The sequence below is a fragment of the Luteipulveratus halotolerans genome (genome assembly GCF_001247745.1).
Lineage (GTDB): Bacteria > Actinomycetota > Actinomycetes > Actinomycetales > Dermatophilaceae > Luteipulveratus > Luteipulveratus halotolerans.
In genome coordinates this window covers 2,435,156-2,461,659 of the sequence record NZ_LAIR01000002.1, presented here as the reverse complement: position 1 = coordinate 2,461,659, position 26,504 = coordinate 2,435,156, and the positions used below count along the sequence as shown (strand labels likewise).

The window sequence follows — 26,504 nt, the reverse complement described above, 5'->3', positions numbered from 1 at the left end:
GGACGGCTGATAACCTCGGCGATGGCCTGCAGCCGACCGCGCTGCCAGGCCACATCAGTCAGACCATCTGTGGGAGAAGTTGCGTGAGCATCCTCAAGGGAGCATCCATCCTCGTCACCGGAGGCACCGGGTCGTTCGGCAAGGCGTTCATCACTCGCCTCCTGGACGAGCTGGACCCGGCACGTGTGGTCATCTACTCGCGTGACGAGCTCAAGCAGTGGGAGGTCCGCCAGAAGTTCGGCGACGACCCCCGCCTGCGCTGGTTCATCGGCGACGTCCGCGACCTCCCGCGCCTGCAGCGTGCGATGCACGGCATCGACTACGTCGTCCACGCGGCCGCTCTGAAGCAGGTCGACACCGGCGAGTACAACCCGTACGAGTTCGTCAAGACCAACGTCATGGGCTCCCAGAACGTCGTCGAGGCCGCCATCGACGCGGGCGTCAAGAAGGTCGTCGCCCTGTCGACCGACAAGGCCTCCAGCCCGATCAACCTGTACGGCGCCACCAAGCTGACCGCCGACAAGCTGTTCATCCTCGGCAACCACTACGCCGCGGCGTACCCCACGCGCTTCGCCGTCGTCCGCTACGGCAACGTCACGGGCTCACGCGGCTCGATCGTCCCGAAGTTCAAGGCGCTGCACGAGGCCGGCGAGTCGCTGCCGATCACCGACCTGCGCTGCACCCGCTTCCTGATCACCCTCCCGGACGCCGTCCAGATGGTGCTCGACACCTTCGAGATGATGCAGGGCGGCGAGCTGGTCGTGCCGCACATCCCCTCGCACAAGGTCACCGACCTCGCCCAGGCCATCGCGCCCGGCGCCAAGATGCACGACATCGGCCTGCGCCCCGGCGAGAAGCTCCACGAGGAGATGATCTCCCCGGAGGAGGGCCGGCGCGCGGTCATCGTCATGGACGGCAAGTACTACGTGCTCGAGCCCGAGCTGGCCTCGTGGGGCTACACGCCGATCAAGGACGCCGAGCCGGTGCCCGAGGGCTTCCACTGCGCCTCCGACAAGAACGACCTGTGGATGTCCGCCGACGACATCCGCAAGGTGCTCGAGTCCGGGGTCTGACCTTGGTGCTGCCCTACGGCCGTCAGTCGGTCGACGAGTCCGACATCGAGGCGGTCGCCGCGGTCCTGCGCGGCGACTGGCTGACCACCGGCCCGGCGCTCGCGCAGTTCGAGAAGGACATCGCCGGCGTCGCCGGCACACCCGGGGCCGTCGCGGTCACCTCGGGCACCGCGGCGCTGCACACGGCGTACGCCGCGGCCGGGGTGCGCGAGGGTGACCAGGTCATCACGACGCCGCTGACGTTCTTCGCGACGGCGACCTGTGCGATCTGGCAGGGCGCCGAGATCGTCTTCGCCGACGTCAGCGAGGACACCGGCAACCTCGACCCGCAGGCCGTGGCCGCTGCCGTCACCGACCGCACCAAGGTCGTCGCCGGCACCGACTACGCCGGGCACCCGATCGACGCCCCCGCGCTGGCGAAGGTCGCCCACGGCGCGGGCGCCCTGCTGCTCGAGGACGCCGCCCACTCGGTGGGTGGTGCGCTCGACGGCACCCCGGTGGGTTCGCTCGCCGACGTGACGACGTTCTCGTTCTTCCCGACCAAGAACCTCACCACGGCCGAGGGCGGCGCGGTCGTCTCGCACGACACCGACCTGCTGGCTCGCGCCGGTGAGTTCAAGGCCATCGGCTACACCCGCGACGCGTCCAAGTGGCGCGCCGAGGGTGAGCAGGGCGGCTGGTACTACGAGATGCAGGACCTCGGCCTGAACTACCGGCTGCCCGACGTGCTCGCGGCGCTCGGCTCCAGCCAGCTCACGCGCCTCGAGACGTTCAAGAAGCGCCGTCAGGCCATCACCGACCGCTACAACGAGGGTCTGGCCGGCATCGACGCACTGCGCACCCCGGCGCACCGCGAGGGCGCCGACCCGATGTGGCATCTCTACCCGTTGCGCATCCTCGACGGCCGCCGCCGCGAGCTGTTCGACCACATGCGTGCGGGCGGCATCGGCGTCCAGGTCAACTACATCCCGGTGCACTGGCAGCCCTACTTCGCCGACCGCGGCTACCGCAAGGGCATGTGCCCGGTCGCCGAGGCGTACTCCGATCAGGAGCTCAGCCTGCCGATGTTCCCCGACCTCACCGACGCCGACGTCGACCGGGTCATCGAGCTGGTACGCGAGTTCGTCGGCGCCTGAGCCGGTGCACCACGCCAACCACTTCTACGGCCACGCCGAGATCCTGGCTCGCTACTGCGGGCTCGACTCGGCGCCGACGATCTGGGGCTACCTCCAGCACGGCTGGAACACCCACGACGGGTTCGCCGTCGGCCACGACTTCGTGCCCGGCTACCCCAAGCTGGTGTGGTCCGAGGCGGTCGCGCGGCGGGGCTGGGCGTTGGGCCTGCGCGACTACGTCGTGGTCGGCTCACCGTGGGCCTACCTCCTGCGACTACGGCCAGACGAGGACGGTCCGCGTGAGGGCACGATCGTCTACCCGTTCCACGGCTGGGAGGGGCAGCAGATCGTCGGCGACCACGCGTCGTACGCCGACGAGGTCCGTGATCGTGAGGGCGACGTACCCCTCACGATGTGCCTCTACTGGAACGACTACGACAAGCCCGAGGTCCGAAACACCTACGAACGCAAGGGTTTTCGGGTCATCACGCACGGGCGCCGCGGCCACATGTACGTCGGTGGCGACACCGACTTCCTCGACCGGCAGCTGACCGAGCTGCGTCGCCACCGTCGCGTGGTCAGCAACCGGATGGGCAGCGCGCTGCTCTACGGCGCGAGCGTGGGTGCCGAGATCGGGGTGTACGGCGACCCGATGGTGCTCGACAACGATCACGCCGTCCTCGGCGGGATGGAGCGACAGCTGCGGCTGCTGCCCGAGATGCACCAGCCGTCCGTCCCGCGTGAGGTCGCCGGTGCAGTGGCGGCGCGCGAGCTCGGCGTAGGCGATCTGCTCACCCCCGCCGAGCTGCGCCATCGCCTCGGCTGGGAGACGCGCACCAGCCCGAATTAGCGGGACGGTGGATCGAGGCCGTACCTTAGGCCCTTGTGACTAGGGGATCGGCCGCGGGGCCTCACATCAAGAAGAGTGAGCTTCGTGCTCTGACCGGTTTGCGCGCTGTGGCGGCGCTGGCGGTCGTCGTCTCTCACACCGGAATCCCCAAGAGTGCGCCCGAGCCGTTGGTCAAGCTTGCAGCTTGGGGGCACATCGGTGTGCCGCTGTTCTTCATGCTGTCGGGCTTCGTGCTGGCGTACAACTACGCCGACCTCACCGCGGGTGACCGTCGCCGCACAGTCCTGTTCTACGTCGCGCGCGTGGCCCGGGTGATGCCGCTGTACTGGGTGATGGTCGCCTACTGCGTGGCCTTCTACTTCGCGATCGGGCACGTGCAGTATCCGGGCGTCCTGGTACAGAACATCTTCGCCGTGCAGACGTGGGGCTCGGATGTGCTCGCGGCACAGTCTCGCTACAACGGGCCGGGCTGGTCGATCGGTGTCGAGCTGTTCTTCTACGCCCTGTTCCCGTTCGTCGCGCCCCTCGTGGCGCGCTTCGCCAACCGTTTCCGTCTGCGTGGCATCGCCCTGCTCGTCGCGGCGGGCGCGGCGATCTCGCTCAGCCTGTGGGCGTGGTTCGTCGTGACCGGCCGCGCCGATCTGCCTGCGGCCGACGGGCAGTCGGCGCACCGGTGGCTCTACCGCAACCCGTTGCCACACCTGGTCGAGTTCGTGGTCGGCCTCGCGCTCGCGCACGCTCTGCCGTACGCCCGTCGCTGGTCGGCGCGGACCCATCACCTCGTGCAGGGTGGGGTCGTCGCGTACGTCCTCGGTCTGGGGATGTTCCACGTCGTCGGGTCGGGGCCGTGGTCGGCAGGGTCGTTCGGACCGTTCTTCGTGCTGCCGTTCGCGGTCGGCATGCTCTCGTTGGCAGCTGACCGTGGCTGGCTCGCGCGGGCGTTGAGCGTGCGGGTGATGGTGTCGCTCGGGACGGCGAGCTATGCGCTGTACCTCACGCATCGTTGGTTCGTGTGGCAGCTGTCGACCGGTGATCAGATCCGTACGGGCGAGGGGCTCCGGCCGTACGTCGCACTGGTGCTCACGATCGCGGTCCTGCTGGTGGTGGCCGAAGGTGCGCACCGTTACGTCGAGACGCCAGCCCGCACCATGCTCCTGCGGCTGTCACGCTCCGTCGTTGCCTGGAGGGACGAGCGGGCCGGCCTGAAGCGATCCGGCGGCGGTGGGGTGGGGCGACCCGAGCCCACTGATGACCCCGAGGTCCTCGCGCCCACACGCTGAGTCCACGCCCGTACGACGAAGGGCGGCGGCACCGTGCTGGTGCCACCGCCCTTCGGCGTACGCGGGTCGCGGCCTACTTGCCGCGGGCGCGCTTGGCGCGGGTACGGACCCGCTTGATGCCGGCGGTGAGCTCGTCGACGCTGCGCACCTGGGCCGTGCGTCGGGCGATCCGGCCGATGCTGCCGACACCCACAGCGGCACCCGCCGCGGTGCCGCCGCCACCCGAGCGCAGCTTGCGGATGACCTGCTCGCGCGTGAGCAGCTGCTTGTCACGGAAGCCGATGGTGCGCTCCAGACCGAAGATGTGGCCCTTGAGCTCCTCGACCTCGCGGCGTGCGGCGTCGGCGTCGGCGAGTGCTGTGCGGACGTCGGGCAGCGGCGCAGGAGTCGATGCGGCGATGGCGTCGGCCAGCGCGCGCCCGCGCTCGAGGTCACCCTCGGCGAGCGTGATGCCGGACATCTCGAGCCAGGTCTGCACGAGGTCGTCTCCGACCATGTAGTGCGGCCAGGGGTGACGGTGGTGGCCCTCGACGAGCGCGTCCTGGAAGCGATACCACGCTGTGGCAGCGGCGACTCCCGTGCTGGCGGTCTCGCTCCACTCACGACCGCTCAGCCCCGGCACCAGGTCGATGCCGTCGACGAACGTGTCGTCGAGGGTGAGCACCCGCCGGTCGGCGACCGGGGTGGTCTCGACGTAGCGGCCGATGCGGGCAGCCAGGTCGCGGAACGCGGGGATGTCGCGCTGCTCGGCCAGTCGCAGCAGCTCGGTCTGCACCGACGCCGACGCCGACACTCCGGCGGGTACGAGGGCGGTGCTGGTGCGTACGACCGGTGACGGCGCCTGCGGCTCGGTGAGCGGCTCGACGTAGCGCATCGTCTCGGAGCCCTGCGCCGTGTCGCGGTCACCCGCGGCGACGACCTGCTGGTCACCCCACTCGGTGGCGGAGACGTCGTCGCTGCTGCGGACCGTCCAGCGGTCGGCGGCGCGGTCGGCGGCGACCAGCGCGCCGCCGCTGACGACGGCGTAGAGGTCGCGGGTGGGGCTGCCCTGGCCGAGCGTGACGACGGAGCCGTCAGCGGCATCAGGGAGTCGGCCGGCCCGGGCGTGCGCGCGCACGAGCTCGGCGGGGGAGGCGAGCAGCGGGCGGCGGGTGGCCAGGGCGCCGGCGACCGCCTGGTCGATGAGCAGGTCGCCGGCCGGGTCCGCCGCGGTGGCGGCGACGACCGTGCGAGCAGCGGAGGTCGGGCCGAACGTGAGCCACGCGAGCGGTTCGCCGCGCCCCTGGTCGGCGAGGGTCGCGACGAGCGCGTCGTGCGAGACGGGACGGGAGGTGTCGCTGTGCAGCGGCCGCCACTCCTCGTCGGCGTAGCGGTCGGCGCTCGGACGGGCGTCCAGGACGTTGACCGGTGCGAGCTCGTGGGCGCCGGCGACGATCGTCCAGGCGTCATCGGCCCCGAGCGACAGCAGAGCACGCAGCCGCTCGACCCAGCTCAGCCCGGCGGAGTCGAACGACAGCACGCGGTCCAGGCCGTCGAGCGCGACGAGGGCGTCGTACGAGCCGGGTCGGTCGGCGCTGAAGGAGTCCAGCCCGCCGGCGACGACCGTGACGTTGTCGGGCAGCTCGGTCGCGAGGCGCTGGGCGTCGCTCATCGACCGGACCAGCAGGGTCACCTTGTCGGCGGTGCCGGCGAGGATCGAGATGAGGGCGGCGGAGTGCGGTCCGACGGCGAGCGCCGAGCCCACGCGTGACGGCAGCGCGTCCCTGAGCAGACGCTCCAGGACGGGCCCACCGGCGGCGTAGGACGCGCCGGAGTAGTCGGTCCACTCCTGCATCTCGCCCTGCACGACCTCCACACGGGCCGAGGACGACTCAGTCATTTCTTGCTCCCATCGAACAGCATCCGTCGTAGTTCCTTCGGCGGCAGGACGTGGTCCTGCCCGAGCTCCTGCCCGACGATCTGGCGCGCGGTGCTCTGGTCGACGTCCTTGCCGACCAGCTCGGGCCACAGGCGTCGTACGCGTGCATCGCCGCCGAACCGCGGGTCCTCGCCGTCCATCAGCATCGGGTCGCCGTAGACCGCGATGTCGCAGCCGACCGAGGCGCCGTAGAGCATCGCGGAGGCCAGGCGGTTGCCGGCCACGCGCTTGTGCCGGCGCATGGCCTTGAGCTGCTTGTAGAGGAACTGGTCGTCGGTGCCGAGGTAGGAGAACCCGCGGCGGCCGAAGCAGATCACGTCGAAGCCGGCGTCCAGGTAGGCGCCCCGGACCTCGGGGCGGTCGTACTCGGTGTAGTAGAGGCTGAACGTCACCGGACCGGGCTCGGTCTCGCGGATCTCGTCGATGAGGCGCTGGTGGTCGCCCTGGATCTTGCCGCCCTCCCAGCCGTGGAAGAGGAAGAACAGGGTGCCCTCGCGCTTGTCCTCAGGAACGGCACCGAGCTTGGGCTCCTGCTGCAGCAGGTAGAGCCAGGGAGCACCGACCGGGGTGTAGTTGCGTCGCCCGAGCGCGTAGCCGCGGCGGGCCGGCGCCTCGCTCCAGACGAACCGCCAGGCCCCGTCGAAGAACTCGTGGGTCGGGTTGTAGCCGTCTCCGACGTTCCAGCCGTGCTGGAGGTAACCACGGATCCGCGGCGGCGCGACCGGGCTGAGCCCGCAGTACCGCGCCAAGATGTGCGCGTGTCCGTAGTAGTGGTTGTGGTGGTGCACTAGACCTCGCTTCGGCGGTCGTGACGAACGTCGAGATGTAACGTATCGGCGCGCGGACGCAGCCGGCCTCGCAGCCCGTCCAGGCACACGTCGAGGGGCAGCGTCGCGTTGAGGAACGGCTCGGTGATGACCGCCGTCTCCAAGGACCCGTCGCCGCTGGTGACGAACAACGTCCAGTCGGCCAGGCTGGCCAACGAGTCGGTGGGGCTGCGGTCGCCGACGTCACCGAGCAGGTCTGCGGCGCGTACGGTCGCCGACCAGCTCGAGCCGACGTCCTGCTCGCAGGCGACGCGGACGGCGTCGTCGGAGCCCGGGATGAAGCGTCGCCAGTCGAGCGTCCAGTCGCTGCTGTCGCTCCAGTTGCGACCGCGGACGACGAGCCGCTGGTCGGCGCCCTCGCCGATCAGGTCGACGCTGTCGGCCGTCATGCGCACGGCGGTCTCACGCAGGTTGAGCAGCCCGGCCGGCGAGCGGGTGAGCCGGAACTGGTGCTCGCCGACGGCCGCGCCGACCGAACGGGTCGGGCCGGTCCAGAGCAGCATCTCGCGCTTGCCCGCCGCGCGCAGCCGGACCGCGCGGGTGGTCGTGGCCAGGTAGGGGTCGTCGCTCTCGGTGTTGTCGAGAACCTCGTCGAGCGGGATGAGCGCCTCGACCCGGGTACGACCGTCCGCGATCGTGCACGTCGTGGGGTAGTGCAGCTCGGGGGAGTAGGCGTTGCCGTCGATGACCAGCTGGGCGATCTGCAGCGGGCGCGGGATGTCGCACACGAGCCGCATCTGCGTGCCTTCGACCGAGGCGTCGACGATCTGCCACGGCTCGCGCACCCAGCGCAGCTTGAGCTCGCCACCGCGGCTGGGGCCGGGCTGCAACCAGACCTGGTCCTCGACCCAGCCGCCCTGGGGCCAGGTGGCGCTACCCGGCCGCATCCCGCGCAGCAGCCCACGACGGTTCTTCTTGTGGTTGCCGAGCTGGACGTCCAAGGAGACCGTCTGGTCGTCGGCCGCGAGCTTGGCGAGCAGGTCGGCGTCGAGGCGGACCTCGAACCCGACAGGGCGCAGGTCGCCGTGGGAGTCGACGTCGTCGAACCGGCGGGTGCTGAGCAGGTGCCTGCGGGTCTTGGTCACGGCCCAGACCTTGAGCGTCGACTGCTCGGTGGTCGGGATGTGACGGATCTCGGCGACGCCGCGCACGAGCAGGTCATCGTGGTCCCAGCGGACGTCCGACACCGCGGTGCGCAGCGACATCTCCTTGGCCGGCGCGAGGAACAGGTCGCGCGGCAGATAGCTGCGTCCGTGGCCCGGGTAGCGGTACTCGTAGCGTCCGAGCGTGCGCGGAGTCGGCACCGCCCGCGCGCCACCGCGCAGACCGCCGTCGCGACGGAACACCGCGAGCTCACGCAGCAGCTCGACGTCGCGCGCCATGAGCGCGTGGTACTGCAGCTGGTCGTAGCGCGTGCGCTTGTTGATGGCCTCGACGCCCATCCGGCCGACGAGGTTGTGGCCGAGCTCGAGGATCTGGTCGACCTGGTCGTCGGGGACCTCGGCGAAGGCCTGCACGATGGCGATGTAGTCGCTCTCGGCCAGCATGATGTGGGTGCGCTGGCGGACCGCTGCGGGCGCGTCGGCCACGAGGTCGATGACCATGCTGGCCGACGTGACGCGGTCGAGCAGGTTGTCGTAGCGGTAGACCTGCTGGGTGATGGAGTCGCCGGACTCGCGCTCACGCCAGTAGTAGACCGGGTCGGAGATGATGTCGACCGTCACGGCCTCCATGTGGGCCTTGAGCGTGACCGGGTAGTCCTCGTAACGGATCGGCGGGAACTCGTAGCCGAACTCGTCCCAGAAGGACCGGCGGTAGACCTTGTTCCAGACCATCCGGTCACGGGCGAGCACCGGGTTCTCGAACACGTGCGTGGCGCGCATCGACCGCGCGAACGCGTGCAGGTGGGCCCAGGACGGCTTGACGCCGGAGCTGTTGTTGAACCGGCGCGCGTTGCCGCCCACGAACGAGGAGCCGGACTCCTCGAGACTGTTGACCATGCGCCGGAACCCGTGACGGGTGACGAGGTCGTCGCTGTCGATGAAGGTGATGTAGTCACCGGTCGAGTGCGCGGTGCCGGTGTTGCGCGCGGGGCCGAGGCCGGCGTTCTCCTGGGTGACGATCCGGAAGCGGGGGTCGGCGTCGACGAAGGTCTGGGCGACCGCGCGGCTGCCGTCGGGCGAGCCGTCGTCGACCATGACGACCTCGATGTCCTCCAGCTCTTGGACCTGGATCGACTCCAGGCAGTCGCCGATGTAGTGCTCGACGCCATAGAACGGGACGACGACGCTGAGCCGAGGCGACATGGAGTTCCTTCTACTGGGTGGTCGTCGTCGGTCGGTCACTGTACAAGTCAGACGAGGTCCCAGGACAACGCCGTGCCCTTGGGAGTGTCCTGCGTGAAGGTGCGTCCCTCGACGATGCTGAACGTGTCGGGTGCGAGGCCGCCCGCGGGTCGGATGGAGCGTACGTTGTCCGCGCTGACCCGGTCACCGGCCTTCACATCGGTCACGACGTACAACGACCGACGGAACCGCAGCCCTTCCTTCTCCTGCTGACGCGCACCGATCCGCGCCTGCCCCAGACACTGCCACCCCGTACGCGTCTCACGCACCAACGCCGCCAGCTCCTCCGGCTCGGAGGAGAACGCCGCGTCCACCCCACCACCCTCACGCTGCAACGTCACATGCTTCTCCACCACACACGCACCCAACGCGACCGCCGTGATCGCCGCACCGATCCCGATCGTGTGATCCGAGTACCCGATCAACGTCCCGAACGCATCCGCCATCACCGGGATCCCCCGCAGATTCGACTCCGACGGGTCAGCCGGGTAGTTCGCCGTGCACGCCAGCACCACGATCTGCTCATTACCCGTCGAGCGGGCCGCCTCGACCGCCGCGTTGATCTCACCCAACGACGCCATCCCCGTGGAGATGATCACCGGCTTCCCCTTCGAAGCCGCGGCCCGGATCAACGGCAGGTCCACGATCTCCGAAGAGGCGATCTTGTACGCCGGCGCCCCCAGCCCCTCCAGCAGGTCGATCGCCGTCGGATCGAACGGGGAGGAGAACACCGTGATCCCGGCCTTCTTCGCCTCAGCGAAGATCGGCTCGTGCCACTCCCACGGCGTGTGCGCCTCGGTGTACAGGTCCCACAACGTGCGACCACCCCACAGCTCATGACCATCCGAGAGCCGGAAGTCCGGCGCATCCGACTCGATCGTGATCGTCTCCGGCTTGTACGTCTGCAGCTTCACCGCATGCGCACCCTGCCGCGCGGCCATCCGCACGATCTCCAGAGCCTTGTCCAACGACCCGTCATGATTACCCGACATCTCCGCGATGACGTACGGCTCGTGCTCGGGGCCGATGGAGTGCGGGCCGATCTTGATGTCAGTCATGGGGTCACGCCTTCTGCTGGTCGCGGGTACGACGGATCTTGTGGACGAGGGTCGGCTCGCCGCCGACCTCCCGCTCGTAGGAGTCGATCTCGACGAAACCGTTGCGCTTGTTCATGCTGCGCACGGCCTCGTTGTGGTCGAGCACCTCGCCCTCGAGGACGTCGAGGCCGAGCTCATCGAACGCGTAGCGGACGCCCTCGCGCTGGATCTGCATCCACGCAGGCAGGAGAGCCGAGCCGAGGCCCTCGTTGTCGAGGTAGTAGCCCCACATCGAGCTGCGCGGCGAGCTGCCCTCGGGCGTGAGGTCGAAGAAGGTGACGACGCCCGCAGGCTCGCCGCGGCGCTCGTACATCAGCACGAGGCGGGTCGGGTCCTGCTGGACGGCCGACCACCACTTCTCGTGCATCTCGGGGGTGATCTCGTCCTGCTGGAGGGACACCGCCTGGACCTCGAGGTGGTTGCGCCAGACGCGGACGAGCTCCTTGTCGGCGTCCGTGGCGGGGCGAAGCATGACGAAGCCTCCGACGAGTTGTGGGGGAGAGGGCGAGAGCGGCATTTACACTACATCGCAGCCCGTCCGCGGGCGTCTTGGACAGTCCCCCGATGACGATGATGACAGCGAGGATCAATGAGCAACGCGCTGAGCCGTGACCAGGTGCGCACGATGATGGCCGAGGTGCTGTCCGCCCAGGGCAAGGAGCTCCCCGCCGACGACAGCGCGAGCCTGGAGACGATCGGCTTCCGCTCGCTCGACTTCTCCGAGCTGGCCCTGCGGGTCGAGGACGAGATCGACGAGGAGCTCAACTTCGACGCTCCGGGTCTGCGCTCCATCGAGACCGTGGGCGACGTGCTCGACTTCCTCGAGCAGCTGCAGTCGGCGTGACGCTCCCGGTAGGTGCGGGCAACCGCATCATCACGGCCGGGTACGACGGCACCTGGGCCGGGCTGGCCGACACGCCGGCCCTGCCGCCGGCTGCTGCCGTCCTGGTCCGTGACAACACCGAGGCCGTACGCGCGGTCTGGCAGGCCGCGACGACCGACCGCGAGACGTTGATCGCCGCCGCGACACGCGTCGGGGACGAGCAGGCGCAGGAGTTCCGCGAGAGCGGGCTGACCGTCGTACGCGGTGACGAGGTGCAGCCCCCGCTGGCCGAGCGCGATGCCGAGGCCGGGCGGGTCTGGCTGCTGACGTCGGGGTCCACCGGCCGGCCCAAGCAGGTGGCCCACACCCTCGAGTCGTTGACGACTGTCGCCGGTGACCAGCCGCGGCGTACGTGGCTGTGCCCCTACGCCACCGGTGCCTACGCGTGGTGGCAGGTCGTCACGCTGTCGCTGTCGCTGCCGGGGCAGGACGTGCTGTTCGTCGAGCCCGGCGAGCTCGACCGCTGGCCGCAGATGGCGGTCGACGCCGGGGTCACTGCTGCGTCGGGTACGCCGACGTTCTGGCGGCAGGCGCTGTTCCGCTCGGGCGAGACGCTGGCCCAGCTGCAGCTGGAGCAGATCACCCTGGGCGGCGAGCCGGTCGACCAGGCCGTGCTCGACACGCTGCGTGAGGTGTTCCCGCAGGCTCGTATCTCGTGGATCTACGCCTCGTCCGAGGCAGGTGCCGCGATCGCCGTCCACGACGGCAAGGCGGGCTTCCCGGCCGCCTGGCTGGACCGCGAGACGCCAGGGCGCCCGCGGCTGACCGTCGAGGACGGTGAGCTGGTCATCGCCTCCTCGAAGGCCGCCGAGGGCATGGACGCCGCGATCCGCACGGGCGACCGTGCCGAGGTGGTCGGCGACCGCGTCATGATCACCGGCCGCATCGCCTCCGACGAGATCAACGTCGGCGGCTCCAAGGCCTCGGCGTCCAAGGTCCGTGGTGTGCTGCTCGACCACCCCGACGTGCAGTGGGCGGCGGTGCGCGGTCGCAAGGCTCCGCTCGTCGGCCAGGTCGTGATGGCCGAGGTCGTACTGGCCGACGGGTCTCAGACCACTGACGCCGACCTCACCGCGTGGTGCGCCGAGCGCCTGCCCGACTACTCCGTGCCGCGCCGGCTGCGCGTGCTGCCCGAGATCCCGATCAAGGAGACCCTGAAGAGCGATGTCTGACCCCACCGGCCCCATTCCCGCAGCACAGACCGTGCTCATCACCGGCGGCACCAAGGGCCTGGGCCTCGAGCTCGTCCGCGACGCGCTGGCCCAGGGCGCCAAGGTCGCGACGTTCTCGCGCACGCTCACCCCCGAGATCGAGGCGCTGCGCGACGAGCACCCCGACCGGCTGTTCATCGCCTCGCTCGACATCAACGACGAGGCAGGCGTCAAGACGTTCCTCAAGGACGCCTCCGCCGCGCTCGGCCCGATCGACTCGCTGGTCAACAACGCCGCGATCGGTCAGGACTCGATGCACCTGCACACCTCGCCCGAGCGCATCGCGCAGATCATCCAGACCAACCTGACGGCCCCGCTCGTGCTGACCCGCGCGTTCATCCGGCACGCGATGGCCAAGGTCGGCCGCGGCCGCATCGTGATGGTCACCTCGATCTGCGCCCAGCGCGGCTACTCCGGCCTGGTCGCCTACTCCGCCACCAAGGGTGGCCTCGACTCCGCCATGCGCACGCTCGCCCGCGAGATGCACGGCCGGTTCATGGTCAACTCCGTCGCACCGGGCTTCTTCGACTCCGAGATGTCGTCCGTGCTCGGCACCGAGCAGCTCTCGACGATCGCGCGCCGCACCCCGTCGGGTCGCATGGTCACGCCGGCCAACATCGCGCCCGTCGTGCGCTCGATGCTGTTCGACGACACCAACATGAACGGCCAGGTCGTCGTTGTCGACGGTGGCGGCTCGATTTGATCCTGGGCTGGTCTCCTCCTCCGAGCGACGTCGCAGGCTCCGTCGCGTCGGCATCGTCGACCAGCCGTCGTAGGACTCACCGGAGTCCTCGTTTCCGGTGACGACATTGATCGAGGAGTCCTCCTGGGGTGACGCCCCGGGGGGACTTCTCGCGTCCTGGGCCACCGACGACGTGACGCACGTCGGCCCCGAGGTCGACCGGTCGTCGTACCCCGATGCCGCTCGCTGCTACCTCGCCGACGGTCGAGGTGTGGCGTGGAACCCTAGTGGCACCAACGGTTTTCGGCTGGCGGTCGACGCCGAGCTGATCGATCAGCGCATCCCGGCCAGCGTCGTACGCCGGGCTCGCCTGGTCGAACCTGTCGAGCCGCTGGACTTCTGGCGGCGGTGGACCCAGGCCGAGGTGCTCGCCAAGCTGCTCGACGTGCCGATCCTGATGTGGGTGCGCGAGCACGGGCTCGACGTGCCCGACCTGGCGGGTGAGTCGATCGCCCTGCGCACGGTCGCGCACGACGACCTGGTGCTGACCTACGGCCTGCGCGCCGGCGCCTGATCTCGTACGAGCACCGCGCGCGACCGGGCCTCGTCAGCCGCGGCGGGCTCGCGAGCGGGCGGCCTCGACGATGCGGCGGGTCGGCGCGGTCATCACCAGCAGCGTGCGCCGGGGCCACGGGCTGTCCGAGGTCGCGACCGCGTGCTCGAGCGCGCGGATACGACGTTCCTGCTGCGACGCCTTGTGGTGCAAAGAGGCCACCTGTGCGCTGCGGTCACGGAGAGCCGACTCGAGCTCACGCTCACGGCTCGTCCCGGCCTCGGCGACGGGTGCGGGTCGGCGTACGCGCGCGACGGGCAGCGACCCACCCCCGAGCAGCCGCAGCTCCGCCACGACCTGCTCGGCGTCGAGCTCGGGGCCGAACGGGTGCGCGCCCGCGCGGTGGGCGACCTGCTCGGCGAGGTCGTCGAGCGCGGCCTCGTACGCCGTGTCGTCGGCGCCGGCACTGCGCAGGTCGGCGAGCAGTCCGCGGAGCCGGTGCAGGTCGCCGTCGCGCAGCGCGCGCAGCAGGGGCAGCCGCCGAGACGCCAGCGCGCCGGACTCGGCCGCTGCGAACAGCGTGGGGAGCGTGATCTCGCCCGGAGTACGCCCGCACACCAGCAGCCAGGCGCCCGCGAGGTCACGGGTGGCACCGGCCTCGACGGCGTCGACGGCACGATCAGCGCCGGGCACCACGTGCACGGACGCCGCGAGCGCCTCGACCGTCGCGGTCACGTCGTCCTCGGAGCGGCTGTCGACCACGACCACCGGATCGGCCGCACCCGGGAGCACCGAGCGGCCGGCTCGCAACGACAGCCCGGCGTCCGAGAGCAGCCCGCGCAGCTCGCGGTGGAAGGGCCGCCGTACGTCGTAGCCGCCGGTACCGACCCACCAGGCGGAGTCGTCGTCGAGACGGTGCGGCCGGCGTTCGGTGGCGAGCACGTCGACGCCGATCTCGTTGGGGACCAGGGCGATCAGCGTGCCCGCGTCGTCCAGCGCATCGGCTGCGGTGCCGAGCGTGTCGCCGTGCGAGAGGCCGGGGGAGTCGGGCGAGAGCACCGTCTCGGGCGGGTCGAGCAGCACGACGACGTCGTACGCCGACCCTGCCGGCACCCGGTCGAGTGCACCGCACAGCACCGCGCACCCGGCCTCGGCCAGCGCCTCGGCGTCAGGGACTCCGCGCACCAGCACGTCGACGGCCCGACCGGGAAAAGCGTTGTGCAGCAACGATGCTCGCGGTCCGGCGAGGAGGATCCGTGCGGCCGATGGGGGCACTGCAGCGAGCGCGGCGGCTTCGAGAGCGCCGAGCGGTGCGGTGTCGGGCAGATCGGCCCACGACGCCATCTCGCCGCCGATGAGGTGGGGGTCGCTGTGCACGGTCGTCTAGCCTAGCCCGGTGCCTGCCACGTCCATGCTGCCCACGGTCGGAGTCGTCCTGCTGCACATGGGCGACCGACCCGTCGAGCTCGCCGAGGCGCTGCGCACACTGCGTGCCCAGCAGGGCGTCGAGCTCGACGTCGTCCTCGTCGGCAACGGCTGGGAGCCGACCGGCCTGCCCGAGTGGGTCCGCACCGTGCACCTGCCTGACAACGTCGGCATCCCCGAGGGCCGCAACGTCGGCGCCGCTGAGGCCCAGGGCGAGCTGCTCTACTTCTACGACGACGACGCCTCGCTCCCGACGCCGGACGTCCTGGCGCGTCTGGCCCGCGTGATCCTGGGTGACCCGAGCGTGGCGGTCGCACAGCCGCGCGGCCTGGACCCCACGGGCAAGCCGGCGCCGCGGCGCTGGGTGCCCCGGTTCGACGTCGAGGGCGGTGGCAAGGCGGGGCCGGCCACGTGGTTCTGGGAAGCCGTGTTCATGGTCCGACGTGAGGCGTTCGAGCAGGTCGGCGGCTGGCCGGGGCACTTCTTCTACGGGCACGAGGGCATCGACCTGGCCTGGAGGCTGGTCGACGCCGGCTGGACGATCCAGTACGTCCCGGCTGTGATCGTCCACCACCCGGCGACCAGCCCGGCGCGCCACCAGGTGTTCTACCGGATGAACGCGCGCAACCGGGTGTGGGTCGCCCGCCGCAACCTGCCTACTCCGCTCGTGCCGGTCTACCTCGCGTCGTGGACGGCCGTGACCCTCGTGCGCGTGCACGACAAGGACGCGCTCGCCACCTGGTTCAAGGGTTTCGGCGAGGGCGTCACGGGCGACGCCGGTCCTCGCAGGCCGATGTCCTGGCGCACGGTGGGCCGCCTGGCCCGCGCCGGTCGCCCGCCGGTGATCTGACCGTGGCCGCCTCCGCGCGCCGTGGGCCGCTGCACGCCGTCGTCACCGGCGTACGCAGTCTCACCCACCTCGTCCACGTCGCCTCCTACCTGCGCCACGAGCTCGCCCAGCGGACCGGTGAGGTGACGGTCGCCCACGTCGGCGGGGGCACGTTCCTCGGCCGGGCCTCGGTCACCGAGGACGACGTACGCCGGCTGCTCCCGCAGGACGACCGGCTGCACCTGAGCTTTCCCGAGGGTCCTGACCGCTGGCAGCTGCCCGAGGGCCAGGACGCGGTCTACGTCGCGGTCGGCGCACCGGGTCTGAAGCCGTGGGCCCAGCTGCGCCGAGCGCACCCACGTCGTCGCGTCCCGGTCGTCGTCACCGACGAGGGCCTCGGCACCTACGGCGACTGGCGTACGCGACGCGACGCCTGGGCGCGCCAGGGCGTGCCCGAGCCGTGGCGTTCAGTACGCACGGCGGCCGTGACGGCCGGCACCCGCACGCTCACCTCGCGCCGGTGGCCGCTCTACGTCGCGCAGCAGGGGCGCTGGGCCGTGGTCGACGACGTCGCTGCGGAGTTCCGCAGGCACACCGCTCAGGTGACGCCGACGAGCGACCGGCGTCGGGTCGTGCTCGCCACCCAGCCCTGGGTCGACCTCGGCCTGCTCGACGAGGCTTCCTACCTCGCGCACATCGACCAGGTGCTGACGGGGGTCGACCGGGCGGGTGGCCGCCTCGTCGTACGCCCTCATCCGGCCGAGCCGCCCGAGCGTTACGCAGGCCTCAACGTCCTTCCCGGTCACGGGCCCGCCGAGCTGGACCCCGACGTGGTCCGGGCGGCCGCGGTCGTCGGTGGCAGCAGCACGGCCGTGCTCAACCTGGCAGCGGTGCACGGGCTGCAGGCGGTGCGGCTGACGCCGCCGAGGCTGGAGCACCTGGACCGTGAGCTCGGTGAGCAGCAGCGCACGTTGCTCGAGGCGTTGGCGGGCCCGGTCGTGGCGGCTGAGCACCTGCACCAGCACCTGCGACTCGCCTGAGGTCTCACGCCGACCGGCGCGCCGTCGTACCCGCGGGCTAGTCTCGAACAGGTGAAGGGTGACTCGCGAGGATCCGGCCGCGGTGCTGCGGCGTCCCGGGCCGCGAGCGCTGAGGTACGACGGCTGGCCGGCTCTCCCGCCGTCCAGCGCATCGCCGGCCGCATGCGTGACGCCGCCCACCAGACCGCCACCAGGCTGCCCCACGCCGACACGGCTCTGCTGCTGCGGGCCGCCGACCTGCGCGGTGTGCGCACGACCGATGTGCTCGTCGACGGTGTCGAGGCACGCGCCGCGCGGCGTACGGCCCGGTCGCTCGGGCTGCCCCGCACGCTCGACGACACCTCGGCGTGGGCAGCCCTCGGGGCGTTGGCGGCGCTCCTGCGCGTGGTCGACGACGGGCGACGGCACGCGGTGGTGGTCGATGTCAGCGGGCCGCGCTCGCTGTTCTCGCGGTGGGCGACCCGAGCCGGCTTCGCTCCGGTGCACCTCGACGTGACCCGGCCCGACGTCGTGGGCGTCGCCATCGACGCCGGCTCCGTCGACCTCGTCACCCACATCCATCCGACGTCCGTCGCTGCCGACGACGTCGACGTGCACCTCGTCCGCGGCACGTCCGCACTGCGCAGGGGCGGCCTCATGGCGATGACGCTGCGGCTGGGGCCGGCCGCCGAGGGCGGGTTCGGTGTGCCCGAGCTGCGCTCGTTGATCGCCCGGGCCGACGAGCAGGGTCTGAGCCTGGTGGGCGACCTCGACGTCGCCGACGGGCTGCGGCTGCGCGCGGCCCAGGACGCCTTCGGCGACAGCACGGTCGGCCTGGCTCTGCTGACGTTCCGGCGACGGTGACGTCCGACGGCGCTGCTCGAGTGTGGTCGCCCGGGCGGCCCGTTCCGCTCGGCGCGATCGTGGCGACGCTGCGCCACGGGCCGGGCGACCCCAGCTGGCAGCGCGACCCGAGTGGGCTGTGGTGGGCGAGCCGCACGCCCGAGGGCCCGGTCACCACGCGGCTGACGGTCGCGGGTGGCGACGGCGCCGACACGGTCACGGCGCGGGCATGGGGGCCGGGCTCGGGCTGGGTGCTCGGCCGGCTGCCCGAGCTGCTCGGTGACCACGACGACCCGAGCACGTTCGACCCCACGCACCCGGTGCTGCGCGACGCCCATCGCCGCGCGCGCCACTACCGCGTGCCGCGCAGCGGGCTGGTCATCGAGACGCTCGTGCCCGTCGTGATCGAGCAGCGGGTCACCGGCAGGCAGGCATTCGCGGCCTACCGGACGCTCGTACGCCGCCATGGCCAGCCGGCACCCGGCCCGGGCGCTGCGCGCGGCCTGATCGTGCCGCCCGACGCCCGCACCTGGCGGGCGGTGCCGTCGTGGGAGTGGTTGCGCGCGGGTGTCGACGCCTCGCGCTCGGACACCCTGATGCGGGCGCTGACCGTCGCGCGGCGCCTCGAGGAGTGCGTCGACCTGCCGGCCGAGCAGGCTCGTGCTCGACTGCGTGCCGTGCCCGGCATCGGCGTGTGGACCGCCGCCGAGGTCGCCCAACGCGCGCTCGGTGACGCCGATGCCGTCAGCGTCGCCGACTACCACGTGGCCAAGAACATCACCTACGCGCTCGAGGGCCGGGTCGGCGACGACGAGCGCATGCTCCAGCTGCTCGCGCCCTACGCCGGGCACCGGTTCAGGGTGCAGCGGCTGCTCGAGCTGGCCGGTGTCGCCCGCCCGCGGCGCGGCCCGCGTCTGTCGGTGCCGACCCACCTGCCGCGCTGAGCGCGGACGGTCAGCGCGCGGCGGCGGCGTACAACGTCTGAGGCGGCACCGCACCGGCGAGCAGCCGGCCGTCGTCGGTCACGAGGACCGTGAACAACGTGCCGGTCAGCTGGTGGCCCGAGCCCCACGAGCCCTGCACGCGCGGCAGCATCGTGGCCAGCTGTGCGACGTCCGGGCTGTCGTTGCCGGACCCGGACGCCTTCGGCAGCGTGGCGGTGAGCACCGACGACCAGCCCGTGCCGACCACGTTGGGCTGGGTGGCCTTGAGCAGGTCGTTCAGCCTGCCGGGCACAGGAGCCTTGTCGGCGTCGGTCGCCGAACGATCATGGGGCGCAACGGTTTTCGTCCTGACGTCCGTGCCGGGCGGTGGGTTGAACGCGAACCGGCTCGCGTCCGGCTTGCCGAAGTCCACAGCCGTGAACCCGATCTCGACAGCCGGGTCGGCGATCTTCGTGGAGTGCACCTGCAGCCGCAGCGGCACCTTCGTCTTGCCGTCGATCGCGACGCGCACGTCCTTGACGAGCGTGCCGGACTGCTTGGGCCTCAGGACCAGCTCGTACGCCGACCGGCCGGCGACCGTGGTCGTCGGACCGACCGAGACGTCGGTGCTCGGTCGCAGGCCGGTGAGCAGCGCGTTGGTGGCCTCCTGCGGCGTCGCGGGCACCGGCGACTGGGCCCGGGCGCGCTTCTGGTCGCCGAGGGTGAGGTGAGTGGCCTTCTTGGCCTGGCTCGACCAGACCCACACGTCCTTGCCGTTGCGGATGACGTCGGACTCGCCGTCCGAGCCCAGCAGCGCGACGCGCGCCTTGTCCTCGCCGGAGGCCCACACCCGCAGCGTGTGGCTGCCCGACACCAGGGAGGACAGCTCGCTGCTGCTGTGGCCGGCGATGCTCGGCAGTGCCGGCAGCCCGAGGTCCACGGAGGTGGTGACCGTGCCCGAGAGGCCGTCGACACGGGCGTTCTGCACGTCGGTCATCAGCTGGGCGGCGGTGCGCGAGGGCAGCTCGGTGTCGGCGGAAGCGGCCATGCGCCCGGCCACCGCGCTGCCGCCGATGAGGCACGCGGCGACGGTGACGGGTGCGGTCCAGCGCAGGGACGGGTGGTCGGCGAGGAGGCTCATGCCCCCATGCTGCGCCGCCCGCGCTGTGAACGCGCTGAGAACCTGGGCGCCGCACTCAGGTCGGTCGTGCGAGTCTGGCCGCGTGCGCCTGCTGGTGGTCGAGGACGAGGAGCGGCTCGCGCTGGCCCTGCAACGCGGGCTGGTCGCCGAGGGCTTCGTCGTCGACGTCCGCTCCGACGGACCGACCGGCCTCGACGCCGCACGCCACGGCGACTACGACGCGGTCGTGCTGGACATCATGCTGCCGCGGATGTCCGGCTACGACGTCGTCCGCACGCTGCGTACCGAGAAGAACTGGATCCCGGTCCTGATGCTGTCGGCCAAGGACGGTGAGTACGACGAGGCCGACGGTCTCGACTACGGCGCCGACGACTACCTGACCAAACCGTTCTCGTTCGTCGTCCTGCTCGCACGGCTGCGAGCCCTGCTGCGGCGGGGCGGTGCTGAGCGCGCCCCGGTGCTGGTGTCCGGCGAGATCGAGCTCGACCCGGCCTTGCGCGAGGTACGTCGTGACGGCGAGGTCGTCGCGCTCAGCCCGCGTGAGCTGACGCTGCTGGAGTACTTCCTGCACAACCCCGACCGGGTGATCGGCAAGCTCGAGCTGCTCGACCACGTGTGGGAGTCCGCGCAGGACATCGACCCCAACGTCGTCGAGGTCTACGTCGGCTACCTGCGGCGCAAGCTCGGTCGCGAGATCATCCGCACCGTGCGCGGCGCCGGCTACACCCTGCGCCGATGAGCTCGCCGACGAGCCGGCTGACGCTGCGCTGGAGACTGATGCTGATCGGCCTGGCCGGTTCGGGTGTGGCCCTGCTCGTCGGCAGCCTGGTGCTCGCGACGGTACTCGGCGTCGCCGGTCGTCGTTCGCTCGACGAGGCCGCGACCAACACCGCACGAGACATCTCCTTGGTGGTCGCCCGCGACGACATCCCCGACCCGCTCCCGGCCTCGGGCGCCCAGTCGGTGCAGGTGCTCGACGCCTCGGGCAAGGTGGTCGCCGCATCGGCCAACGCCGACCGGCTGACGGCCCTGCTGCGACCCGACGAGGTGCGGCGCGCGCGTACGGGCGAGACGGTCGGCGTCCCCGGCGCGCGGGCAGGCGAGAGCGGGCGGCTGCGGGTGGTCGCGCTGCCCGTGACGCGTGCCGGCGAGCGGCGCGACAGCTCCACCGTCGTCGTCGCCGTGCAGAGCGACGACGTCGAGCACGCCCAGCACATCCTGCGGACCACGCTCCTGGTCGTGGCGCCGCTGCTGCTGCTCGTCATGGGCCTGGTCGCCTGGTGGGTGATCGGTCGTGCGCTCCGGCCGGTCGAGCGACTGCGCGCGGGTGCCGCGTCGATCAGCGGCCAGGGCCGGTCCGAACGCCTGCCGGTGCCCGCTCAGTCCGATGAGATCCAGGCGCTCGCCGTCACGCTCAACGACATGCTCGACCGCCTGACGCACGCCCGCGAACGCCAGCGCGACCTGGTCGCCGACGCCGCACACGAGCTGCGCAGCCCGCTGGCGAGCATGCGGACCCAGCTCGAGGTCGAACAGCGTGTCGGCGGGCGGACCGAGCTCACCGACGGCGTCCTCGCGGACGTCGGCCGGCTCCACGACCTGGTCGAGGACCTCCTCCTGCTCGCGCGCGTCGACAGCGACAAGGTCGACCCGTCGAAGGCCGAGGTCATAGACGTACCAACGCTTCTCGCCGACGTCTCACGCTCGTACGCCGGTGGCCGGGTGGCCGTGCGCGTCGTACCGTCGACGGCTGCTGCGGTCGCGGTCGCACCACCGATCGAGCTGCGTCGTGTCGTGACCAACCTCGTCGACAACGCAGTGCGGCACGCCTCCCAGGAGGTGGTCCTGAGCTGCGCGGCCGAGGATGAGGACGTCCTGCTCGTCGTCGGCGACGACGGTCCTGGCATCGCGGCGCCGGACCGCGAGCGGGTCTTCGAGCGGTTCACCCGGCTCGACACCGCGCGCGACCGCGACGCGGGTGGCACCGGACTCGGGCTGGCCATCGTGCGCGAGCTCACGGACCGGTTCGGGGGCGCGGCCCGGCTCACCGAGCACCCGACGGTCCAGGGGCGTACGCCGCCGGGGCTGCGGGTGGAGGTACGGGTGCCTCGCGAGGGTTCGCCGCGCGTTCACCACCACGTGGCCGACGACATCTAGCGTCGCGACCATGACGCTGAGCCGTCGCCGCTTCCTGGCCCTCTCCGGAGGCGTCGCGCTCGCCGCGACGCTGGCCACACCACCCGCCGATGCCGCCCGACCGCTGCGGGTGCTGGTGGCGACCAACGAGCCCTGGGGCACCTACCACCTCAAGCCGCTCCTGGACGAGGCCGCCCGGGCGCGCAGGTGGCAGATCGCGCTCGTCGCACCCGATCTGTCGCGGGTCGCACCCGGCGACCCGGTGCCGGTCGTGCCGCTCGCTGATGCGGCCCGCTGGGGCGCCGACCTGCTCGTGGTCAACGGCGCGACCGCCTGGCCGACACAGGTGGTCGGCGCGCTGTCCGGGCTGCCCGTGGTCGCGAGCTCTCTGGCCTACCTCCAGGCGGTCGAGCAGCCGGGCGCCGCGTCGATCCGTCCCCGACTCGTCGGCCTCACGGCCGGCTCGTCCGCGGAGGCGACGGTCTTTGCCGCCCACTTCGGCGTGTCGCCGAGAAGCGTTGCGGTCGTGGGCAATCCGGCGCTCGACGACCTGCCGTCGTACGCGCCGGTCGACCGCACAGCGCTGGTCGTCACGTCCGTCACGAAGTCGTCCGAGACGGGTGGCTCAGCGCCCGGCGCACAGCTGCTGCTCGACTCCGCAGCGGCGCTCGCGGCCCGCGGCTGGCACGTGCGGGTCGGCCTGCATCCTCGGGAGGACCGCACCCTGTGGGAGGCGTACGAGATCGCGCCCGAGGGGACGCTGCTCGCGTCGGCCACCGCGCAGGTCGCCGTCGGCATCCCCGGTTCGGTGTTCCCTCAGATCGCGGCGGTGGGGGCTCCGCTGGTCGGTGTCCTCGCGCCCGGTCTGACGGTGCCGGACTACATCCTGGCGCTGTGCGCACACGCGCGGACGGTCGCCGAGGTCGAGACAGCGGTCAGAGAGCGCGAGCGACCGGACGCCGACGTGCTGGAGGCCGCGATCGGACCTGTCGGCGGCTCGGGCGAGCGCCTCTGGAAGGCCTGGCGCAAGGCCGCGCTGCGTCCTGGCAAGGCGGCCTAGCTGTTGCGGCGCATGAGGTTGGTGACACGGCCGGGTAGCTAAGGGCGGGCAGGTCCCTGCGGCGACAGGATGAAGGTGTCAAGCCGTTCATCACGTCGAGTCAGCCGAAGGAACCTGCCCTATGCCCCACAGTAAAGCCGCCCTGTCGTTCGAAGGACGTCGTCGCCTGGTGCGCCGGTGCCAGCACCGCCCGATCGCGCACGTCGCAGCGGAGGCCGCGGTCTCGCGGCAGTGCTTGTCGAAGTGGTACGCCCGGTGGCGTGAGCACGGCGACGAAGGGTTGCACGACCGGACCAGCCGGCCCCGCCGTTCCCCGACCGCCACACCGCCGCAGGTGGTGGAACAGGTCATCGCGTTGCGCAAACGCAAGTGGTCCGCGCGGCGGATCCATCTGGAGCTGAGCGCCCAGGGCGTCAGGATCGCGGTGTGCACGATCAGCCGGATCCTGGTCCGGCACGGACTGAACCGGCTGCGGCACCTGGACGTTGACGGGGAACCGTTGCGGGCGCCGGGAAAGATCACTGCCCGGTACCCCGGGCACATGACCCACCTGGACGTGAAGAAGGTCGGGCGCATCCCCGACGGCGGCGGGTGGCGGGTGCACGGTCGCGGGTCGGCCCAGGCCAAGGCCGCCGACCGGGCCAAGACCCGTGGCGCCCGCACCGGGTACACCTACCTGCACTCCGCCCTCGACGGGTTCTCCCGGCTGGCCTACACCGAAGCCCACGACGACGAGAAGGCCGTCACCGCGATCGGGTTCTTGTTCCGTGCCCGGGTGTTCTTCGCCGCGCACGGCATCACCCGCTTCACCCGGATCGTGACTGACAACGGGTCCTGCTACCGCGCCAGTGCGTTCACCCGGGCCGTGCACTCCTTCGCGGCCAAGCATCAGCGGATCAAGGCGTTCACGCCCAAGCACAACGGCAAGGTCGAGCGCTACCAGCAGACCTACACCCACGAGGTCCTCTACGCCGCCGCGTACGAGTCCGAGCAGCAGCGTCGCGACCAGCTCCAGGTGTGGCAGGTCCACTACAACTACCATCGCCCCCACACCGCCGCGGGCGATCAGCCGCCGGCCTCACGACTGCCAGCCGGCGTCACCAACCTCATGCTCAGTTACACCTAGCCCTCGCTGATGTGCACCACCACGGTGCCGTCCTCGTGCGAGGAGGCCGACTGCAGCCGCTCGCCGGCGAGGGCGACCTCGAAGCGCGCCCACGCACGACCCAGCTGGAGCTCCGAACGAGCGCGCAGGCGTACGACGGTGGCGTCGCCGGCGAGGTGAGCGGCCTCGACGGCATCGCCGCCGGTGAGGGCGACCTGGAGGGCGCGGTCGACGCGGCGGGAGAGCGGCTCGGGGCGTACGGACTCGATGCCGATGTTGTCCGAGAGAGCTGAGCCCGGCGAGACGCCGAGAGCGTCGCGGACCGCCTCGGCACGACCGAGCGCGAACCAGTCCTCGACACCGGCGCGCACGAGGGAGCGGGCGGTCGAGCCGTCCGCGACGACGACCTGGCCGAGGCCTCGTACGACCGCGACCGGGACGCGGTCGACCTTGCCCTTGACGAGGTCGGCGGCTGCGGCGATCTCGTCGGCGAGGCACCGCACGGTGACGGCCAGGTCGCGTCCTTCGGTGTCGCTGCGCCCGCGCAGGTCGTCCAGCGCCTGGATGCCGGACAGTCCCAGGGCCAGATCGACCAGGCCGGTGCGCCACGGCCGGCCGGCGGTGTCGCTCAGCACCACGCCGATGCGCACGGGACGAGCGACCGCGGCGAGGATCTTGTCGTGGACCCAGCGTGCGCTCGCGTCGGGGTCGTGGGGGAGCAGCAGCAGCTCGGCGTCACCGGTGTTGGAGGCGTCGATGCCGGCCCCGGCCATGACCGGTCCTGCGTGCGAGGCGACCACACGGGTGACGCCGGTGTCGGTCGAGCGCTCGCTCACGACCCGGTGCGACTCGCGCAGCACGAGCTCGGAGCGGTCGATCGCATCGGTCGAGGCGATCAGGCCCTCGGCCTTGGAGACGACCTTGCTCGTCACGACCACCACGTCGCCGTCGACCAGCGGTGTGCCGGCGCGCTCGAGCGCCTCGACGACCAGTCGTCCGAGGTCGTCGCCCGGACGCACCTCGGGAAGCCCGGTGACGGGCAGGAGCCGGACGTCCGCGACCGGGTCAGTCACGTCGGAGCCCGAGCGCGAGGTCGAACGCGCCGCCGGCGATCCGTGCGGCGTGCTCGAGGTCGCGCATCAGCAGAGGCATCGCCTCGACGCGCAGGCCACGCGAGGTGCCGGGAGCCTGCATCGACGCCGCGTCGGCATCATCGACGAGCCATCCGTCGAGGAAGTCGCTGTAGAGCCCTGCGACCGCGGCCGTCGTCGACTCGACGCCGATGGCGCTCAGGCACGCGTCGGCGTGACCTCGCACCGGCGCTCCGCCGATCAGTGGCGAGACCCCGACGACGGGAGCAGCGGTGCCACGCAACGCATCTCGTACGCCGGGCACTCCGAGCACGATCCCGATCGACACGACCGGGTTGCTCGGCGGGAGGAGCACGACGTCGGCGTTCCGGATGGCGTCGAGCACCCCGGGTGCGGCAGCGGCGCGGTCCAGACCGGCGACGACGAAACGCTGTGCCGGCACGGCCGCCTGCATGCGCACCCACCACTCCTGGAAGTGCACCGCGCGCTGCTCACCGTCCTCCTCGAGCACGACGTGCGTCTCGACCGGGACGTCGGTCATCGGCAGGAGGGTGACGCCCTGCTCGGGGAGTCCCCAGCGCTGCGCCAGCCGAGCCGTGACCTCGCTCAGGGTGTGTCCCTGGGCCAGCCACTGGCTGCGCACGATGTGGGTGCCGAAGTCGCGGTCGCCGAGACCGAACCACTGGGGTGAGGCGCCGTACGCCTTGAGCTCACCCTGGACGGCGAACGTCTCGTCGGCCCGACCCCAGCCCTGGCCTTCGTGGACGCCGCCGCCGAGGGTGTAGAGGAGGGTGTCGATGTCGGGGCAGACGCGCAGCCCGAACAGCGTGATGTCGTCGCCGGTGTTGCCGATGATCGTGAGTGTGTGGGGGCCGTCGGAGCGGCCGCTCAGGTGGTGCAGCAGGCCCCTCAGGAATCGGGCTCCGCCGACACCTCCCGCGAGGGCGGTGATGCGCATGGCGCACAGTCTCTCAACCGCCTCACCCAGCGTCGCTCGGGGGCGGAATTGTGCACTGCCAAGGGAATCCGTGCTTGACGAATCATGAAATACACGCGTGTAATTGCAGTGCTGTCGTTCCGCAGGGACGCAGTGAAGCT

25 protein-coding genes are annotated in these 26,504 nt (G+C 71.4%); 16 read left to right on the top strand and 9 right to left on the bottom strand.

Annotation, left to right across the window (positions count from 1 at the left end; all coding sequences use genetic code 11):
* Nucleotides 1-83 precede the first annotated feature (83 nt).
* The 4 genes from pseB (at nt 84) to VV01_RS12350 (ending at nt 4,318) form a co-directional block, all read left to right on the top strand.
* The gene (gene pseB, locus VV01_RS12365; protein WP_050670154.1) at nt 84-1,073 is read left to right on the top strand and encodes a UDP-N-acetylglucosamine 4,6-dehydratase (inverting); all 990 of its coding nucleotides are present in this window, start codon (nt 84-86) and stop codon (nt 1,071-1,073) included.
* Between the two features lie 5 nt (nt 1,074-1,078).
* Nucleotides 1,079-2,209 (top strand): DegT/DnrJ/EryC1/StrS family aminotransferase, encoded by a 1,131-nt coding sequence (locus tag VV01_RS12360; RefSeq protein ID WP_197275178.1) that lies wholly within the window; start codon nt 1,079-1,081, stop codon nt 2,207-2,209.
* A gap of 4 nt (nt 2,210-2,213) precedes the next feature.
* Nucleotides 2,214-3,038, top strand: a complete 825-nt coding sequence (locus VV01_RS12355; protein WP_050670153.1) for a hypothetical protein — start codon at nt 2,214-2,216, stop codon at nt 3,036-3,038.
* Between the two features lie 98 nt (nt 3,039-3,136).
* The gene (locus VV01_RS12350; protein WP_197275035.1) at nt 3,137-4,318 is read left to right on the top strand and encodes an acyltransferase family protein; all 1,182 of its coding nucleotides are present in this window, start codon (nt 3,137-3,139) and stop codon (nt 4,316-4,318) included.
* A 73-nt stretch (nt 4,319-4,391) separates the two neighbouring features.
* Here VV01_RS12350 and VV01_RS12345 read toward each other — a convergent pair whose 3' ends face one another.
* The 5 genes from VV01_RS12345 to VV01_RS12325 are packed head-to-tail and all read right to left on the bottom strand — an operon-like array spanning nt 4,392 to nt 10,977.
* Nucleotides 4,392-6,197 carry a hypothetical protein gene (locus VV01_RS12345; RefSeq protein ID WP_157508824.1) on the bottom strand — a complete coding sequence of 602 codons (1,806 nt, stop codon included), beginning with the start codon at nt 6,195-6,197 and terminating at the stop codon, nt 4,392-4,394.
* Entirely contained in the window at nt 6,194-7,024 is an 831-nt protein-coding gene (locus VV01_RS12340; protein ID WP_050670150.1) for a hypothetical protein, read from the bottom strand. Before VV01_RS12340 ends, VV01_RS12345 begins: the two co-directional genes overlap by 4 nt.
* A complete protein-coding gene (locus tag VV01_RS12335) occupies nt 7,024-9,369 on the bottom strand; it encodes a glycosyltransferase family 2 protein (protein WP_050670149.1) in 2,346 nt (781 codons plus the stop codon). Before VV01_RS12335 ends, VV01_RS12340 begins: the two co-directional genes overlap by 1 nt.
* Nucleotides 9,370-9,416: 47 nt before the next feature.
* Nucleotides 9,417-10,466, bottom strand: coding sequence for a pseudaminic acid synthase (pseI, locus tag VV01_RS12330; RefSeq protein ID WP_050670148.1), 1,050 nt, complete (start codon nt 10,464-10,466; stop codon nt 9,417-9,419).
* A gap of 4 nt (nt 10,467-10,470) precedes the next feature.
* Nucleotides 10,471-10,977 carry a GNAT family N-acetyltransferase gene (locus VV01_RS12325; RefSeq protein ID WP_050670147.1) on the bottom strand — a complete coding sequence of 169 codons (507 nt, stop codon included), beginning with the start codon at nt 10,975-10,977 and terminating at the stop codon, nt 10,471-10,473.
* A 117-nt stretch (nt 10,978-11,094) separates the two neighbouring features.
* Here VV01_RS12325 and VV01_RS12320 point away from each other — a divergent pair, with 117 nt between their 5' ends.
* The 4 genes from VV01_RS12320 to VV01_RS12305 all read left to right on the top strand — a co-directional run bounded on the left by VV01_RS12320 (nt 11,095) and on the right by VV01_RS12305 (nt 13,855).
* The gene (locus VV01_RS12320; protein WP_157508823.1) at nt 11,095-11,349 is read left to right on the top strand and encodes an acyl carrier protein; all 255 of its coding nucleotides are present in this window, start codon (nt 11,095-11,097) and stop codon (nt 11,347-11,349) included.
* Nucleotides 11,346-12,560 carry an AMP-binding protein gene (locus VV01_RS12315; RefSeq protein ID WP_050670146.1) on the top strand — a complete coding sequence of 405 codons (1,215 nt, stop codon included), beginning with the start codon at nt 11,346-11,348 and terminating at the stop codon, nt 12,558-12,560. The genes VV01_RS12320 and VV01_RS12315 overlap by 4 nt, the downstream gene beginning before the upstream one ends.
* Nucleotides 12,553-13,302, top strand: coding sequence for an SDR family NAD(P)-dependent oxidoreductase (locus tag VV01_RS12310; RefSeq protein ID WP_050670145.1), 750 nt, complete (start codon nt 12,553-12,555; stop codon nt 13,300-13,302). Before VV01_RS12315 ends, VV01_RS12310 begins: the two co-directional genes overlap by 8 nt.
* 97 nt (nt 13,303-13,399) lie before the next feature.
* The gene (locus tag VV01_RS12305) at nt 13,400-13,855 is read left to right on the top strand and encodes a hypothetical protein (protein WP_157508822.1); all 456 of its coding nucleotides are present in this window, start codon (nt 13,400-13,402) and stop codon (nt 13,853-13,855) included.
* Between the two features lie 33 nt (nt 13,856-13,888).
* Here VV01_RS12305 and VV01_RS12300 read toward each other — a convergent pair whose 3' ends face one another.
* Entirely contained in the window at nt 13,889-15,211 is a 1,323-nt protein-coding gene (locus tag VV01_RS12300) for a hypothetical protein (RefSeq protein ID WP_050670143.1), read from the bottom strand.
* A gap of 19 nt (nt 15,212-15,230) precedes the next feature.
* Here VV01_RS12300 and VV01_RS12295 point away from each other — a divergent pair, with 19 nt between their 5' ends.
* From VV01_RS12295 to VV01_RS12280, 4 genes are read left to right on the top strand one after another with little or no spacing between them, the layout of a single operon-like run.
* A complete protein-coding gene (locus tag VV01_RS12295; RefSeq protein ID WP_231635225.1) occupies nt 15,231-16,109 on the top strand; it encodes a glycosyltransferase family 2 protein in 879 nt (292 codons plus the stop codon).
* Nucleotides 16,110-16,111: 2 nt separating this feature from the next.
* On the top strand, nt 16,112-17,128 hold the full coding sequence (locus VV01_RS12290) for a hypothetical protein (RefSeq protein ID WP_050670142.1): 1,017 nt from the start codon (nt 16,112-16,114) through the stop codon (nt 17,126-17,128).
* Nucleotides 17,129-17,179: 51 nt separating this feature from the next.
* Nucleotides 17,180-17,971 carry a hypothetical protein gene (locus VV01_RS12285; RefSeq protein ID WP_050670141.1) on the top strand — a complete coding sequence of 264 codons (792 nt, stop codon included), beginning with the start codon at nt 17,180-17,182 and terminating at the stop codon, nt 17,969-17,971.
* A gap of 59 nt (nt 17,972-18,030) precedes the next feature.
* The gene (locus tag VV01_RS12280) at nt 18,031-18,894 is read left to right on the top strand and encodes a DNA-3-methyladenine glycosylase family protein (RefSeq protein WP_331456442.1); all 864 of its coding nucleotides are present in this window, start codon (nt 18,031-18,033) and stop codon (nt 18,892-18,894) included.
* Between the two features lie 10 nt (nt 18,895-18,904).
* Here the strand turns inward: VV01_RS12280 and VV01_RS12275 are convergent, their stop codons facing one another.
* The gene (locus tag VV01_RS12275; protein WP_050670139.1) at nt 18,905-20,014 is read right to left on the bottom strand and encodes a LolA family protein; all 1,110 of its coding nucleotides are present in this window, start codon (nt 20,012-20,014) and stop codon (nt 18,905-18,907) included.
* 82 nt (nt 20,015-20,096) lie between these two features.
* Here VV01_RS12275 and VV01_RS12270 point away from each other — a divergent pair, with 82 nt between their 5' ends.
* The 4 genes from VV01_RS12270 to VV01_RS12255 all read left to right on the top strand — a co-directional run bounded on the left by VV01_RS12270 (nt 20,097) and on the right by VV01_RS12255 (nt 24,336).
* A complete protein-coding gene (locus VV01_RS12270; RefSeq protein WP_050670138.1) occupies nt 20,097-20,753 on the top strand; it encodes a response regulator transcription factor in 657 nt (218 codons plus the stop codon).
* On the top strand, nt 20,750-22,171 hold the full coding sequence (locus tag VV01_RS12265; RefSeq protein WP_197275034.1) for a sensor histidine kinase: 1,422 nt from the start codon (nt 20,750-20,752) through the stop codon (nt 22,169-22,171). Before VV01_RS12270 ends, VV01_RS12265 begins: the two co-directional genes overlap by 4 nt.
* Before the next feature lie 10 nt (nt 22,172-22,181).
* Nucleotides 22,182-23,210 (top strand): hypothetical protein, encoded by a 1,029-nt coding sequence (locus tag VV01_RS12260; RefSeq protein WP_050670136.1) that lies wholly within the window; start codon nt 22,182-22,184, stop codon nt 23,208-23,210.
* A gap of 121 nt (nt 23,211-23,331) precedes the next feature.
* On the top strand, nt 23,332-24,336 hold the full coding sequence (locus tag VV01_RS12255) for an IS481 family transposase (RefSeq protein ID WP_050670135.1): 1,005 nt from the start codon (nt 23,332-23,334) through the stop codon (nt 24,334-24,336).
* On the opposite strand, the gene cofE is transcribed toward VV01_RS12255, so the two are convergent.
* Both cofE and cofD read right to left on the bottom strand, forming a co-directional pair.
* The gene (cofE, locus tag VV01_RS12250; RefSeq protein WP_071606365.1) at nt 24,333-25,388 is read right to left on the bottom strand and encodes a coenzyme F420-0:L-glutamate ligase; all 1,056 of its coding nucleotides are present in this window, start codon (nt 25,386-25,388) and stop codon (nt 24,333-24,335) included. The two genes, VV01_RS12255 and cofE, sit on opposite strands and share 4 nt — an antisense overlap.
* The gene (cofD, locus tag VV01_RS12245) at nt 25,381-26,364 is read right to left on the bottom strand and encodes a 2-phospho-L-lactate transferase (protein WP_050670134.1); all 984 of its coding nucleotides are present in this window, start codon (nt 26,362-26,364) and stop codon (nt 25,381-25,383) included. The genes cofE and cofD overlap by 8 nt, the downstream gene beginning before the upstream one ends.
* Nucleotides 26,365-26,504: the final 140 nt, after the last annotated feature.

Bases quoted from the DNA above. Each gene is read 5' to 3' on its own strand.
- VV01_RS12255 (WP_050670135.1), top strand. From the start codon at position 23,332: ATGCCCCACAGTAAAGCCGCCCTGTCGTTCGAAGGACGTCGTCGCCTG.
- VV01_RS12335 (WP_050670149.1), bottom strand. From the start codon at position 9,369: ATGTCGCCTCGGCTCAGCGTCGTCGTCCCGTTCTATGGCGTCGAGCAC.
- pseI (WP_050670148.1), bottom strand. From the start codon at position 10,466: ATGACTGACATCAAGATCGGCCCGCACTCCATCGGCCCCGAGCACGAG.
- VV01_RS12260 (WP_050670136.1), top strand. From the start codon at position 22,182: ATGACGCTGAGCCGTCGCCGCTTCCTGGCCCTCTCCGGAGGCGTCGCG.
- VV01_RS12325 (WP_050670147.1), bottom strand. From the start codon at position 10,977: ATGCTTCGCCCCGCCACGGACGCCGACAAGGAGCTCGTCCGCGTCTGG.
- VV01_RS12265 (WP_197275034.1), top strand. From the start codon at position 20,750: ATGAGCTCGCCGACGAGCCGGCTGACGCTGCGCTGGAGACTGATGCTG.
- VV01_RS12345 (WP_157508824.1), bottom strand. From the start codon at position 6,197: ATGACTGAGTCGTCCTCGGCCCGTGTGGAGGTCGTGCAGGGCGAGATG.
- VV01_RS12320 (WP_157508823.1), top strand. From the start codon at position 11,095: ATGAGCAACGCGCTGAGCCGTGACCAGGTGCGCACGATGATGGCCGAG.
- VV01_RS12310 (WP_050670145.1), top strand. From the start codon at position 12,553: ATGTCTGACCCCACCGGCCCCATTCCCGCAGCACAGACCGTGCTCATC.
- cofD (WP_050670134.1), bottom strand. From the start codon at position 26,364: ATGCGCATCACCGCCCTCGCGGGAGGTGTCGGCGGAGCCCGATTCCTG.
- VV01_RS12275 (WP_050670139.1), bottom strand. From the start codon at position 20,014: ATGAGCCTCCTCGCCGACCACCCGTCCCTGCGCTGGACCGCACCCGTC.